The sequence below is a fragment of the Pseudomonas sp. B6(2017) genome (assembly GCF_002112765.1).
Taxonomy (GTDB): Bacteria; Pseudomonadota; Gammaproteobacteria; order Pseudomonadales; family Pseudomonadaceae; genus Aquipseudomonas; species Aquipseudomonas piscis.
In genome coordinates this window covers 234,620-247,164 of record NZ_NEIQ01000006.1, presented here as the reverse complement: position 1 = coordinate 247,164, position 12,545 = coordinate 234,620, and the positions used below count along the sequence as shown (strand labels likewise).

Genomic DNA, 12,545 nt, shown 5'->3' with positions numbered 1-12,545 from the left:
TGGCACTCCTTAATAGCGCGGGCAGGCAAGTGGACTGCGGATTGACCGCCAAGGCCGGGAATTTCTCCTCGCCCCGAGGGATTTTTTTACCGGGCGGCTCAGGCGGCGTGGGTGCTGATCCGGTTGCGTCCGGCATGCTTGGAGGCGTACAGCGCGCGGTCCGCCCATTCGACCAGGCAGCGGTGGTCGCGGGCGGTGTGATCCAGGCAGGCGATGCCCAGGCTGATGGTGAAGGCGATACTCTGGCCGTGGTGGACCACGGCCTGTTGCTCCACCGCCTGGCGCAGGCGCTCGGCCAGGGCATGGGCGCCGTCCAGGTCGGTGCGCGGTAGCAGGATGGCGAACTCCTCGCCGCCGTAGCGCCCGGCCACGTCGCTGTCGCGCAGGTGCTGGTGGATCAGCTCCGAGAGGCGTTTGATCACCGCGTCGCCGGCCTGGTGGCCGTAGCGATCGTTGATCGACTTGAAGTGGTCGATGTCCAGCATCAGCAGGGCGGTGGTCCTGTCGTGGCGGGCATATTCCAATTGCAGGCGCTGTTCCCAGTGGCCCCGGTTGTAGAGCTGGGTCAGGTGGTCGGTGCGCGACAGCTGTTGCAGTTGCTGGTTGGCCTTCTGCAGCCCCAGGTTGTTGATCGCCACGTCGGTGAGGTCGTAGATCACCAGGCACACGTGGTGGATCTCGCTATTGGACGAGCGCAGGGGCAGCAGCGTGGTGTTCTGGTACATGAACTCGCCCTGGCCGGTGATCGGCTGGTAGTTCTTGAAGCGCACCAGGTACGGCCGTTGTTTCCAGATGGTGAAGGCCGGCGTGCCGAGGGCCACCACCCGCCCGACCTTGCGGCTGAACCAGGGGCGCTCCACTTCCGGGAACAGCTCGAAGAACGAGCGGTCGATGGCCTGCTTGGAGGCCACGCCGGAGCGGTTCTCCATGAAGCTGTTCCACACCTGGACCCGGCATTCGAGGTCCAGCACGACGATTCCCACGTCGATGCCGTGGACCACCGCCAGCAGCCAGTGCAGTTCACTGAAATCCATTCGTTTGGGCATGGTTCAACTCATCAGGTAGGCGAGTTTCTGTTCCAGCAGGGCCAGGGAGTCCTCGGTGAACAGCAATAGCAGGTCGAAGTGGATGTTCTGCTCATCCAGGCTGTAGCTGATCTCCACGGCCTGGGTGTTCTTCCAGCGTTGCTGGTTGAGCACGATCAGCTCGTCGATGGCGGTGTGCTCCCCGAGTACCTGGGGATGACCCACGGAAAAGAACACGTCCAGTTGCTCGGCGATGCTGCTCAGGCAGGCACCGATCAGCACGCTGGACAGGTCGATCAGCACTTCCATTTCCTGGTAGGGGTCGGTGCCCTGTTCGATCAACTGGGCGATGTCGGCCACCGAGGAATCATGGAATATCAGCAGCGCCTCGCCGGCGATGCCGCTGCCGATGTAGCTCTGGCAGATGGCGGTCAGTTGCCGCGAGCGATTGGCGTCCGTCAGCAGCATCTGCAGTTCCCCGGCCTCCAGGATGTTGACGTGCGGGACCGGCAGGTGCACGAACACATCCAGGACCTTGGCGATCAGTGCCGCGGCGTAGCCCATGGAGACGTTCACAGTCTCGCGAAAGGCATCGCGAAAGGTCACCACCGGTGCCGGCGACGGATCGGGCACCGGCTTGCTGCGCCCGTTGTCCAGGAGCTCCAGCTCGTGGAGCAGGCTGCGCAGTTGCTGGGGATCGAAAGGTTTCTTGAGGAATGCCCGGGCACCCAGCTCCCGGGTCAGGCGTACCGCTTCCTCTTGCACGTCGCCGGAGATGACGATGATCTGCGTGTCGATGCCTTCTTCCTGCACGGCGCTCAACACCTGGTAGCCGTCCATCACCGGCATGGTCAGGTCCAGCAGCGCCACCTTGCCCAGTCCCTTGCGCAATGCCTCCAGCCCTTCGCGGCCATTGCAGGCCTGGGTCACGGATACCCGCCATTCGCCGGGCAGGGTACGCAGCACCTGCTTCCTGGCCATGCTCGAATCGTCGCAGACGAGGAGGGGAATCATCGGGATCGGACGCTCATTCGAATAAATCCGCAGTTGGATAGTGTTCGGGAATGTAACGAGTTGCCGTTTGTATTGTGTTTGTTACGGGCTGTCCGTGCCGCGCCGAACTATAGAGCGACGGATAATGAAAGAACAAGTAGTGGGTAATCGGGTTGTTTGTTCCAGATCATTGTTCGGTGTAGTTGCCTGGAGGCGCTTGTATAACTTGCGTCAGGCCTGGCGCTGCTTGTCGACAGCTAGGTGGAGCGGCGGTGGCGCCGAAGAGTGGCCCCTCTAGTTAAATGAACCGGTTCGTTAATGACTGTTTTCTGGCGTTTAGAAAATGACACTTCGTAAATAACTTTAAAGCGTTCAGGACTGGTTGGTTAGTTGTCGCAAGTGTGTGTGCTTGTCGGGGCGAAGAATTAGGGATGTGATATTGCAGGCTGTTATTCGAGAAGCACTTGAAGACTACGCCAGGTAGTAGTGGCCAGGCAGGTTTCGCTGCTGTTACAGAAGGCGGGGAGTCGATTGGCAAGCGTGTCGGCGGTCCTGCGCCGCCTGGCGTGGCCCAGCCGGGCCGCGGGTGCCGGGGTTAGAAAAATGTCAGATTTTGAGTCGTGGCCTGGACCTTTTCCCGCAATGCGCAATCATTACTGCGTGGAAAATATAAGGAGAGACGCATGTTCATTCGGTCATTGACCCTCGCAACTCTGCTCGCTGTCGCAGGCCCCGTCCTGGCTGCCGACAACGATGGCCCACTGGCCCAGGACCTGGGCAAATCACGGCCATTGATCGTGATCGCCCCCAGCAGCGTCGACCCGACCCTGGTGAGCTTGAAGAAGTCCCTCGAGGAACCGGCCAATCGCCAGGCCTTCAACGAACGCAACATGGTCCTGTACACGGTGCTCAATACCATCGGCCAGCGCGATGGCAAGGACATCGACCCGCAATCCACCATGGCCCTGATCCGCAGCCTCAAGTTGGGCGCGGGGGCCCAGACCAAGGTGATCCTGGTGGGCAAGGATGGCGAGAAGAAGCTGGAGCATTCCGGGGCCATCGAACTCAAGGACGTGTTCAGCGCCATCGATCAATTGCCGGCGGCCGAGAAGCAGGCGGCCGCCCCGGCCCCGGCGCCGGAACCCCAGGCCAAGCCAGCCAATGCCAAGGCTGGCAAGCAGGCCAAGCCCGCAGCGGCGCCCCAGGCCCTGGACGACTGAGCCAGGTGTCAGCACCTGCCGGGAGCTAACTGCGGTAGCCCCCGGCATTGCTCCGCGCAGCGGGATGTTTCCCGCAGGCGCTCATGGGCGATCCAGCAACTGGCGCAATGCCTGGACGATCGTTCGTACCTCGTCCTCATCGATCACCAAAGGTGGCAGCAGGCGAATGGTCTTGCCCCGGGTGACGTTGATCAGCAGCCCATGATCCCGGGCGGCAGCCTGCACCAGGTCCGGAGCCGGATGCCGCAGTTCGAGCCCGATCATCAAGCCCAGGCCACGAATCTCCAGCACCTGCGGATGCCCCGACAGTTCCTCGCGCAACAGCTTGAGCAGCAACGCGCCCTGGCGTTCGGCGTTGGCCAGCAGGCCCTGTTCCTCGATGATCTCCAGTACCGTGCAGGCCACCCGGCAGGCCAGGGGATTGCCGCCGAAGGTACTGCCATGACTGCCGGGGGTGAACAGTTGCGCGGCCTTGCCCCGGGCCAGGCAAGCGCCGATGGGGATGCCGTTGCCCAGGCCCTTGGCCAGGGTCATCACGTCCGGCACCACGTCTTCGTGCTGGCAGGCGAACCAGCGGCCGGTGCGACCGATACCGCTCTGGATCTCGTCGAGCATCAGCAGCCAGTTGCGCCGGGAGCACAGCTCGCGCAGTGCCTTCAGATAACCTGCTGGTGCCAGCTGGATGCCGCTCTCGCCCTGGATCGGCTCCAGCAGCACCGCGCAGATGCGCGCGCCATGGCGGCTGGCGGCCTGCTCCAGGGCCGCCAAGTCACCGAAGGGCACCTTGAGGAAATCCCCGGGCAATTGCCCGTAGCCCAGACGTACCGCCGGCCCGTCGCTGGCCGACAGGGTGCCCAGGGTACGGCCGTGGAAGGCGTTCTCCATCACCACCACCAGCGGTTGCTCGATGCCCTTGTACCAGCCATGCAGGCGCGCCAGTTTCAGTGCGGTTTCGTTGGCCTCGGCCCCGGAGTTATTGAAGAACGCCCGGTCCATGCCGGCCAGCGCCGTCAGCCGGCCCGCCAGTCGCTGCTGCCAGTCGATGCTGTACAGGTTGGAGGTGTGCAGCAGCAGTCCGGCCTGCTCGCTGATGGCGCTGACCAGGCGCGGGTGGGAATGGCCTACACCGGTCACGGCCACGCCGGCGATGGCGTCCAGGTATTCGCGGCCGGCCTGGTCCCAGAGGCGGGTGCCCAGGCCTTTGCTGAAGTTCAGGGACAAAGGCTGGTAGGTACTCATCAGGGCGGCGCTCATGGCGGTTCACTTCCATCACGGGTGGGGGTGTCGCCAGTATCGTTAGCCAGCCAGGCTAGATAAACTCGGCAGATCTTTAATCATCTTGAAGCAGGGCTTGATAATGGATCTGTTCCAGGCGATGTCGGTGTACGTCAAGGTGGTGGAGGCGGGGAACATGACCGCCGCCGCCCGGGAGTGCGGCCTTTCCACCACCATGGTGGGCAATCACCTGCGGGCCCTGGAGCAACGCCTGGGGGTGCGCCTGCTCAACCGCACCACTCGCCGCCAGCGCCTGACCGAGTTCGGCACCGAGTATTACCAGCGTTGCCTGGCGGTGCTGGGTCTGGTGGCCGACTCCGAGCACTTGGCGGAGCAGGCCCAGGGCACGCCGTCCGGGACCTTGCGCATCACCGCGCCGGTGACGTTCGGCACCGAGCGCCTGGCGCCGGCCCTGAGTGAATTCCGCCAGCGCTGCCCGGAGGTCAAGGTCGAGCTGAACCTGGCCAACCAGCGCTTCGACCTCACCGATGGCACCTTCGACGTGGCCATCCGCCTGGGCAACCTGGACACCAATGCACTGATCGCCCGGCCATTGCAGGACTACACCCTGACCATCTGCGCCGCGCCGCAATACCTGGAGCACCATGGCACCCCGCAGGTGCCCGAGGACCTGGCGCAGCACAACTGCCTGGCCTTCGCCTTTCCGGCGGGAGACGAGTGGAGTTCCACCGCGACCCAGTGGCCCTTGCACGGGCCCGAGGGGGATGTGCTGATACCGGTGTCCGGCTCATTGCTGGCCAATACGTCCTCCGGCCTGCATCGCGCGGCGCGGGGCGGGTTGGGGATCGTGATGATGCCCGATGCGCTGGTGGAGGAAGACCTGCGCCAGGGGCGGCTGGTGGCCGTGTTGCAGGACTACCAGCTGCCGCTGCGGGCGATGCACCTGCTCTATGCCCAGGACCGCTACCGGTTGCCCAAGCTGCGCAGTTTCGTCGAGTTCGCCCTGGAGAAGTGGGGGCGCCCCTAGCTCGCTTCGTGGGCCAGCAGCATCATCGCCGCCGACAGGGTATGGCCGTCGGTGATGCGCCCGGCGGCGATCATCGCCAGCAGTTCCTGGCGGCTGACCCACAGCACCTTGTCCACTTCGCCATCGGTGGCGCCGGCCTGCTGCTCGGCGATTTCCACCTGGCACACGGCAACGGCACTGGCGATCAGCGAGGTGTTGCTGTGCAGCAATCCCAGCTGGCGCACCTGCGATGCCTGCCAGCCGGTTTCCTCCAGCAGTTCACGGGCGGCGGCAGCGCAGGGGCTTTCGCCGGCATCGATGGCCCCTCGTGGAAACTCGATGGACTGGCCGCCGATGGCCCGGCGCCTGAGGTCGACCAGCATCAGCCGGCCATCGGCCAGGGTCGGTATGGCGACCACGCCGTTCACCGCCTGGGCCTCCTTGATGATGAAGTAGCCCTGCTCACGGACCACCCTGAAATAGGGGGTTTGCAGCAGGCACTGGTTATCGGGGTTCGAACTCATGTGGGTCACTCCAGGAAGCAGCGATCGAACAGGTACACCTGCTCGGGTTTGAGGTTGTCCAGGGTCGCCTGGGGGCGGCCGCCGTCGCCGCTCTTCTTGCGCCCGGTGTCGCGCAGGTAGCCGGCTTCGCTCATCTTCAGCAGGCGTTGGCGGATGCTGGTCTTGAGCACCGGGCGTTGCAGCACGGTGGAAAAGATCGCCACGGCCTCGGGGGCACTGAATTCGTTGCCGAGGAACATCAGCGGCAGGCTGCTGTACAAGGATTTGGACAGCAGTCGTTCATGGGCCTGGGCCACCAGGCTGTTGTGGTCGAAGGGCAGCTTGAAGGCGCCGCTGGCCACTTCCCGCAAGCTGAAGAAACCTTGCTGCGGGCCAGGCTGCACGGGTTCGCTGGCGATCCCCAGGTAGAAGGTCGAGGACGACCAGCAGCGCGGATCGCGGAAGGCATCGCCCACCGTGCCCACCTGTTCCAGCCAGGCCAGGGGCATGTCCACCTTGCTCGAGCGGCGCAGGCGTTCCACCGCGTCGTTCAGGCTGCGGTCCTCGACATCGCCGTTGACCACGATCCCGGGCAGCGCCCAGTGCCCGGCGAAGGGCTCGCTGTCCCGCTGGTGCAGGAGGATGTCCAGTTCGCCGCTGTCACGGTTGTAGCGCAACAGGCACAGGTCGATGGTGTGCAGGTAGGCGTTGGCGAGGGTGGGGCGGTCGTGCATATCAACTTCCGTGGACGGCGTAGAGGCCGTAGTTTAGCGGATTCATCCCCGGAGCCAGCCACTGGCTGGGCGGTGTTTCGCCACGAGCCAGGCATTGGCGCAAGACCGTGCTGCGCACGCCGGGCTGTTCCTCGATGCGCAGGATGGAAAAGCGCTGCAGCAACTCCTGGCCGCGATGGAACCTGGGCAGCTGCTGTGCCACATCTTCACCGACCACCAGGGCGATGCGCTTGCCCTCCAGGGCCAGGTCGTCGGCCAGGCGCTCGAGCAGGGTGATGCTGTACACCGGGCCGGGATCGGCCAGCGCCAGTGTCTGCTCCAGGCGGCTCACCGCCAGCTCGGCCGGGCATTGCGCTTGCAAGTGTCCGGTGATGGCCTGCAACCAGAGTGCGCGTTGTTCGAAGTCGGCCATGCGCTTGCCGTCGGGGTGGCGGAAGCTGGGCACCACCAGGACGCGCCGGGCATGGCGAGCAGCCTCGAGCATCACTTGGGCGTGTCCGGCGTGGGGCGGATTGAAAGCGCCGCCATACAGGGCCAGTTCGAACATCGGCTAATCCTCATTTAGTACATGACGTGTACTTTACCACTGCATTGCCCTGCTGCAACTGCTGTTTGAGGCGATTATTTAATTTGTGATCGATCTGGAGGCACTGAAAAAAACTGGAGCAGGGGGGATTGCCACAAAAGTACATGACGTGTACTTTGTGCTCCATGCAGAGGAGAGACCCAGCATGAACAGCCAAACGATGAAGACCGCTTCTTTCGATGTCGATGCGCAAAAGAGCTTCACCCCGCTGTGCCCGGACGAGTTGCCGGTGGCCGAGGGCGACCGCATCGGTGGTGAGCTCAACTTCATGGCGACCCTGGCCAGCCTGCGCGTTGGCAGCAAGGACGCCCACAGTCCCCAGGCTCCCTGGGTGGTGGCCGGGCACGAGCAGATGCTGCAGCCCACAGGCCTGGAACACGCCGACCTGACCTGGGTCAGCCACTGCGTTCCAGGCACCGAGGGCTTCACCCTGCTGGACGAATTGCCCAGCCCCTATGACTACGACTACTTCGTGTGGAAGGGCGTGGAGCCGGACCTGCACCCCTACGGCGCCTGCTACCACGACCTGCACGGCAAGCTCTCCACCGGGGTCATCGAGTACCTCAAGAGCCAGGGCGTGCAGCGGGTCATCGTTGGCGGCCTGGCCCTGGACTTCTGCGTCAAGACCACCGCCCTGCAACTGGCCGCTGCCGGTTTCAAGGTGATCATCCACCTGCCGGCGTGCCGGGCCATCAGCGCCGAGGGCGCCACCCAGGCCATCGCCGACATGCAGCAAGCCGGTATCGCGATAGCCGCGACCCGCGAAGAAACCGCCAGCCTGGCCAGCGTTTGAGGAGTCACCATGGAAAGTGCATTTGACCGCGACAACGGCGTGATCCAGAGCCTGCTGGACACCGACTACTACACCTTCACCATGATGCAGGCGGTGCTGCACCAGCACCCCAATGTCGAGGTCGAGTACCAGTTCATCGTTCGCTCCAAAGAGTCCCTGGTGCACCTGATCCCCGAGATCCGCCAGGAGCTGGAGAAACTGGCCGACCTGCAGATGCGCGAAGGCGAGCAGCGCTTTTTGTTCAACAAGCGTTTTCGCGAATACCTGACCCCTGATTTCGAGCAGTTCCTCGGGCTGTTCCGCTTCAACCTGCGCTACATCCATGTGGCCGCCGTCGAGGGTCAGTTGAGCATCCGCGTCCGTGGCCCGATGCTGCATTGCATCATGTTCGAGCAACCGGTGCTGGCCATGGTCAGCGAGCTGCGCAATCGCGACAAATATCCGGATGTCGAACTGGCGGACGTCACTCGCCGGCTCTACCAGAAGTTCGAATGGCTGGAGAAGAATGCCAGCCGCGATGAACTCGCCGAATTGCGGGTCTCGGACTTCTCCACCCGCCGGCGCTTGTCGTTCAAGGCCCAGCGCGAAGTGGTGAAAATCATGCACAGTGATTTTCCCGGGGTGTTCGTCGGCACCAGCAATGCGCACCTGGCCTACGAGTTCGACCTGCCGCTGATCGGCACCATGGCCCACCAATGGCTGATGGTGCACCAGCAACTGGGACGGCTGCGGGAAAGCCAGAACGCCGCGCTGGAGAACTGGGTGCGCGAGTATCGCGGGCGCCTGGGCATCGCCTTGACCGACTGCATCAGCACCGACTTCTTCCTCAAGGATTTCGACCTGTACTTCGCCAAGTTGTATGACGGCCTGCGCCAGGATTCCGGGGACCCGCTGGTCTGGGCCGACAAGGTCCTGGCCCGCTACCGGGAACTGGGTATCGATCCGCGGAGCAAGGACCTGATGTTCTCCGACGGCCTGAACTTCGAGAAATGCCTGCCGATCCTGCGTCATGTGCGCGGCCAGGCCCGCTTCGGTTTTGGCATGGGCACCAGCCTGGCCTGCGATGTGGAGGGCGTGGAACCGCTGAGCATCGTGATGAAGCTGGTGCGGGTGCATGGCGAGCCGGTGGTGAAGTTCTCCGACGACCCGGTGAAGAACGTCTGCGAAGACCCATCCTTCCTTCGCTATGCGGCGCAGGTATTCAACGTCGATCTTGCCAACTCGCCCCTGGAGGCCTGACATGACCCATCCGACCCAAGAACGTATCGCCCGGGAACTGGGCATCGACCGGCAACTGGTCGCTGGCGGCGAGCCTGCCGAGATTGCCCGCCGCGTGGCATTCATCCAGCAGGTCCTGGGTGATTCCGGTTGCCACAGCCTGGTGCTGGGCATCAGCGGCGGCGTCGATTCCCTGGTGGCCGGGCGCCTGTGCCAGCTGGCGGTGGAGCAGATGCGCGAGGCCGGCCATGGGGTGCGTTTCATTGCCATGCGCCTGCCGTATCGCCACCAGGCGGATGAACACGACGCCCAGGCGTCCCTGGAATTCATCCGCCCCGATGAGATCAGCACCTGCAATATCGCCGACAGCGTCGATGGCTTGATGCGTGAGGTGCAGCTCGACGGCCTGGAACCTTCGGCGGCACTCACGGATTTCACCAAGGGCAATGTCAAGGCCCGGGCCCGGATGCTGGCCCAGTACGCGGTGGCCAACCTGAGCAATGGCCTGGTGGTGGGTACCGATCATGGTGCCGAGGCGTTGATGGGCTTCTTCACCAAGTACGGCGACGGCGCTTGCGACCTGGCGCCGTTGTCGAGCCTGACCAAGACCCAGGTGCGGCTGCTGGCCGATGCCCTTGGCGCGCCTGGGCACCTGGTGCGCAAGGCGCCCACTGCGGACCTGGAGGAACTGGCGCCGGGCAAGCTGGACGAGGACGCCTATGGGTGCAGCTACGAGGAAATCGACGCCTACCTGATGGGCCAGCCCGTACCCGACACCGTGCGCCAACTGATCGAAAACGCCTACCAGCGCACCGCCCACAAGCGCGCCTTGCCCCGCACTCCGGCGCCACATACCCGGTCCCTTTAACCGCTGTCGAGCGGGCGAGGCTGCGATCGGGTGCGCAGCGCCCGCCACACCTGGCGATGGGGTACATCAGGCAAATTTCGGATATCCAGATGTGGCTCGTGCCGAGCCTGCGTCAGCGGCTACACGCGGTTTCAACCATCGCGCCACTTGTCCAGGGCCACACGGCAATCGGCGACCAGCTCGGGCATATGTTCCCTTGCCTCGGGCCAGCCCAGGTCCTCCAGCGCTTGCTGGGCCGCCTGGCGCAATGGCTGCCATTGCCGGTGTTCGAAACCATTGTCCTCGAGCGTCATGCCGTAGGCTTCCGGGCTCAGCCCTTCACAGGCCGTCAACAAGGCTTGCAGGTGCTGGTGCAGGGCCGGGTCCAGTCGTGCCGGGAAATCCCGCACGAAACGCTCCAGGTAATCCAGCTGATCGGACCACAGGTTGCATTCCGCGCAGCAACCGATCTCCACCCGTTGCTGGTCCGCATCCATGGCCAGGAACTCCAGGGCCGGTCCCAGTTCGCCCAGGAGGATGAGCCAGCGGTACTGGTCCTGGCCGTACCAGGTCCAGATATTCGTCGCCAGTTTGTCGTAGCCGCTGCCTGGGTTCATGGCGTTTCTCCGGCGTGCCACCAGCGCGGTCGCTGGCTCTTGTAGGAGTGGTGGGTGGGCATCAGCGCCTTGCGGTTGTTGCTGTCGAACGTCCCCAGCAGCAGGGCGACCGTGGGGGCGTCGTCGATGGCGCCCAGGGAGCTGCCACACTGGGCACAGAACGCCCGGCTGGAATAGTCCGACGACCTGAACGTGCTCGGTGCGCCGCCCGGGCCAGTCCAGCGCACCCGCTCGCGGGGGAACTCGACCCAGGCCAGGGTCAGGGCGCCGCTATGGCGCTGGCACAGCTTGCACGAGCAGGTATGGGGATTGGCGGCAGGCCCCCGGGCCTCGAAGCGAATCTGCCCGCACAGGCAGCCGCCCTGGTACATCTCTGCGCTCATGCTGGTCCTCCTCCAGGGTGTGCCGTAGTGGCTGGAGGGCGAATCTAGCATGCCCTCCGACTGGCTTCAGCGCAGTTTTTCCAGCATCTGGTAATACCACATGCCAGCGGCCAGCATCGGGTTGCCCAGTTGGTCGCCGAACGGCACGCGGATGTGCTGGCAGGCGGCGAAGGTGTCATAGCGGCCCAGGTGGCCGGTCAGGGCCTCGGCCATGATCTCGCCCATGATGTGGCTGGTGGCCACGCCATGCCCGGAGTAGCCCTGGCAGTACCAGACGTTGTCCGAGAGCTTGCCCAGTTGCGGGATGCGGTTGATCACGATGCCCATGGCGCAGCTCCATTGGAAGTCGATGGCCACGCCCTTGAGCGCCGGGAAGGTACGCTCGATGCACGGCCGCAGCTCGCCGGCGATATCCCGCGAATCCTTGCCGCTGTAGTTGGCGCCGCCGCCGAACAGCAGGCGACCGTCGGCGGTCATCCGGTAGTAGTCGAGGACGAAGCGGCAGTCGTACACCGCCAGGTCCTCGGGGTTCAGGCGCCGGGCCAGGTCGCCCAGGGGCTCGGTGGTGACGATGCCGCCCATGGCCGGGAAGATCTTGCCCTTGAGCTGCCCGGGCTCGAGCTTGTGGTAGACGTCGCCGGCCAGCAACACCTGGCGGGCCTCGATGCGGCCCTGAGCGGTTACTACCGCCGGCTGCGGGCCATGGACGATCTCCAGCACCGGGCTGTGTTCGAAGATCAGCGCGCCGAGGCTTTCGGCGGCGCGGGCCTCGCCGATGCACAGGTTCAGCGGATGCAGGTGCAGGTTGCGGGTGTTCTTGATCGCGCCGTGGTAGAGATCGCTTTCCAGCAGGCCGCGGACCTGCTCGCGGTCCAGCAGGCTGACCTCGTCGCCCATGCCACGCTCTACTGCTTCGTCGTAGGCGGCGCGCAACTCGGCCAGGTGCCCGGGCTTGTAGGCGGCATGCAGGTGGCCGTGCTTGAGGTCGCAGGCAATGGCGTATTTCTCCACCCGCTGGCGGATGATCTGGTGCCCGCGCCAGCGCAGGTGCCAGATGAAGTCATCCACCTCGTCGCCCAGGCTGCGGCGCATCTGCTTGCGCATGGCGGCATCGCCGGACAGGCTGCCGGTGACCTGGCCACCGTTGCGCCCGCTGGCGCCCCAGCCGATCTTGTGGCTCTCGACGATGGCCACCTTCAGGCCGCGCTCGGCCAGCTCCACGGCGCTGGCAACGCCGGTGAAGCCGCCACCGATGATCACCACGTCCACCTGCTGGCTGCCTTGCAGGGTCGGGTACCGGGTTTCCTGGTTGAGGGTGGCGCTGTAGTAGCTGGGGCAGCGCTCGGCTGCCGGGGTCCGCGGATCGAAGGCGGCGGTCATGGGG

14 protein-coding genes are annotated in these 12,545 nt (G+C 64.6%); 5 read left to right on the top strand and 9 right to left on the bottom strand.

Annotation, left to right across the window (positions count from 1 at the left end):
- Positions 1–98: 98 nt before the first annotated feature.
- Both CAG11_RS12360 and CAG11_RS12355 read right to left on the bottom strand, forming a co-directional pair.
- A complete protein-coding gene (locus CAG11_RS12360) occupies positions 99–1,046 on the bottom strand; it encodes a sensor domain-containing diguanylate cyclase (RefSeq protein ID WP_085596551.1) in 948 nt (315 codons plus the stop codon).
- A gap of 3 nt (positions 1,047–1,049) precedes the next feature.
- The gene (locus CAG11_RS12355; protein WP_085596550.1) at positions 1,050–2,039 is read right to left on the bottom strand and encodes a response regulator; all 990 of its coding nucleotides are present in this window, start codon (positions 2,037–2,039) and stop codon (positions 1,050–1,052) included.
- Between the two features lie 662 nt (positions 2,040–2,701).
- Here CAG11_RS12355 and CAG11_RS12350 point away from each other — a divergent pair.
- Positions 2,702–3,238, top strand: coding sequence for a DUF4174 domain-containing protein (locus tag CAG11_RS12350; protein ID WP_085596549.1), 537 nt, complete (start codon positions 2,702–2,704; stop codon positions 3,236–3,238).
- Between the two features lie 81 nt (positions 3,239–3,319).
- On the opposite strand, the gene CAG11_RS12345 is transcribed toward CAG11_RS12350, so the two are convergent.
- Positions 3,320–4,492, bottom strand: a complete 1,173-nt coding sequence (locus tag CAG11_RS12345; protein WP_085596548.1) for an aspartate aminotransferase family protein — start codon at positions 4,490–4,492, stop codon at positions 3,320–3,322.
- Positions 4,493–4,595: 103 nt separating this feature from the next.
- On the opposite strand from CAG11_RS12345, the gene CAG11_RS12340 reads away from it, so the two are divergent.
- Positions 4,596–5,501: a LysR family transcriptional regulator gene (locus CAG11_RS12340; protein ID WP_022643810.1), complete on the top strand. Its 906-nt coding sequence runs from the start codon at positions 4,596–4,598 to the stop codon at positions 5,499–5,501.
- Here the strand turns inward: CAG11_RS12340 and CAG11_RS12335 are convergent.
- From CAG11_RS12335 to CAG11_RS12325, 3 genes are read right to left on the bottom strand one after another with little or no spacing between them, the layout of a single operon-like run.
- A complete protein-coding gene (locus CAG11_RS12335; RefSeq protein ID WP_085596547.1) occupies positions 5,498–6,004 on the bottom strand; it encodes an NUDIX hydrolase in 507 nt (168 codons plus the stop codon). The two genes, CAG11_RS12340 and CAG11_RS12335, sit on opposite strands and share 4 nt — an antisense overlap.
- A 5-nt stretch (positions 6,005–6,009) precedes the next feature.
- Positions 6,010–6,717 (bottom strand): NUDIX hydrolase, encoded by a 708-nt coding sequence (locus tag CAG11_RS12330; RefSeq protein ID WP_022643812.1) that lies wholly within the window; start codon positions 6,715–6,717, stop codon positions 6,010–6,012.
- Between the two features lies 1 nt (position 6,718).
- Entirely contained in the window at positions 6,719–7,264 is a 546-nt protein-coding gene (locus CAG11_RS12325; RefSeq protein WP_085596546.1) for an adenylyltransferase/cytidyltransferase family protein, read from the bottom strand.
- A 184-nt stretch (positions 7,265–7,448) separates the two neighbouring features.
- Between CAG11_RS12325 and CAG11_RS12320 the strand changes: the two genes are divergently transcribed.
- The 3 genes from CAG11_RS12320 to nadE are packed head-to-tail and all read left to right on the top strand — an operon-like array spanning position 7,449 to position 10,182.
- Complete coding sequence (locus tag CAG11_RS12320; RefSeq protein WP_085596545.1) at positions 7,449–8,096, top strand: nicotinamidase; 648 nt, start codon at positions 7,449–7,451, stop codon at positions 8,094–8,096.
- A gap of 9 nt (positions 8,097–8,105) precedes the next feature.
- Positions 8,106–9,335, top strand: coding sequence for a nicotinate phosphoribosyltransferase (gene pncB, locus CAG11_RS12315; RefSeq protein WP_085596544.1), 1,230 nt, complete (start codon positions 8,106–8,108; stop codon positions 9,333–9,335).
- Between the two features lies 1 nt (position 9,336).
- Positions 9,337–10,182 carry an ammonia-dependent NAD(+) synthetase gene (nadE, locus tag CAG11_RS12310; RefSeq protein WP_085596543.1) on the top strand — a complete coding sequence of 282 codons (846 nt, stop codon included), beginning with the start codon at positions 9,337–9,339 and terminating at the stop codon, positions 10,180–10,182.
- Positions 10,183–10,313: 131 nt separating this feature from the next.
- Here nadE and CAG11_RS12305 read toward each other — a convergent pair whose 3' ends face one another.
- From CAG11_RS12305 to CAG11_RS12295, 3 genes are all read right to left on the bottom strand, one after another.
- Positions 10,314–10,778 (bottom strand): hypothetical protein, encoded by a 465-nt coding sequence (locus CAG11_RS12305; RefSeq protein WP_085596542.1) that lies wholly within the window; start codon positions 10,776–10,778, stop codon positions 10,314–10,316.
- Positions 10,775–11,161, bottom strand: coding sequence for a GFA family protein (locus CAG11_RS12300; RefSeq protein ID WP_068586767.1), 387 nt, complete (start codon positions 11,159–11,161; stop codon positions 10,775–10,777). Before CAG11_RS12300 ends, CAG11_RS12305 begins: the two co-directional genes overlap by 4 nt.
- Before the next feature lie 66 nt (positions 11,162–11,227).
- Complete coding sequence (locus tag CAG11_RS12295; protein WP_085596541.1) at positions 11,228–12,541, bottom strand: FAD-binding oxidoreductase; 1,314 nt, start codon at positions 12,539–12,541, stop codon at positions 11,228–11,230.
- Positions 12,542–12,545 lie beyond the last annotated feature (4 nt).

Coding starts and splice junctions, on each gene's coding strand:
- CAG11_RS12345 (WP_085596548.1), bottom strand. CDS start 4,492: ATGAGCGCCGCCCTGATGAGTACCTACCAGCCTTTGTCCCTGAACTTC.
- CAG11_RS12295 (WP_085596541.1), bottom strand. CDS start 12,541: ATGACCGCCGCCTTCGATCCGCGGACCCCGGCAGCCGAGCGCTGCCCC.
- CAG11_RS12320 (WP_085596545.1), top strand. CDS start 7,449: ATGAACAGCCAAACGATGAAGACCGCTTCTTTCGATGTCGATGCGCAA.
- pncB (WP_085596544.1), top strand. CDS start 8,106: ATGGAAAGTGCATTTGACCGCGACAACGGCGTGATCCAGAGCCTGCTG.
- CAG11_RS12340 (WP_022643810.1), top strand. CDS start 4,596: ATGGATCTGTTCCAGGCGATGTCGGTGTACGTCAAGGTGGTGGAGGCG.
- nadE (WP_085596543.1), top strand. CDS start 9,337: ATGACCCATCCGACCCAAGAACGTATCGCCCGGGAACTGGGCATCGAC.
- CAG11_RS12325 (WP_085596546.1), bottom strand. CDS start 7,264: ATGTTCGAACTGGCCCTGTATGGCGGCGCTTTCAATCCGCCCCACGCC.
- CAG11_RS12335 (WP_085596547.1), bottom strand. CDS start 6,004: ATGAGTTCGAACCCCGATAACCAGTGCCTGCTGCAAACCCCCTATTTC.
- CAG11_RS12300 (WP_068586767.1), bottom strand. CDS start 11,161: ATGAGCGCAGAGATGTACCAGGGCGGCTGCCTGTGCGGGCAGATTCGC.
- CAG11_RS12355 (WP_085596550.1), bottom strand. CDS start 2,039: ATGATTCCCCTCCTCGTCTGCGACGATTCGAGCATGGCCAGGAAGCAG.
- CAG11_RS12360 (WP_085596551.1), bottom strand. CDS start 1,046: ATGCCCAAACGAATGGATTTCAGTGAACTGCACTGGCTGCTGGCGGTG.
- CAG11_RS12305 (WP_085596542.1), bottom strand. CDS start 10,778: ATGAACCCAGGCAGCGGCTACGACAAACTGGCGACGAATATCTGGACC.
- CAG11_RS12350 (WP_085596549.1), top strand. CDS start 2,702: ATGTTCATTCGGTCATTGACCCTCGCAACTCTGCTCGCTGTCGCAGGC.
- CAG11_RS12330 (WP_022643812.1), bottom strand. CDS start 6,717: ATGCACGACCGCCCCACCCTCGCCAACGCCTACCTGCACACCATCGAC.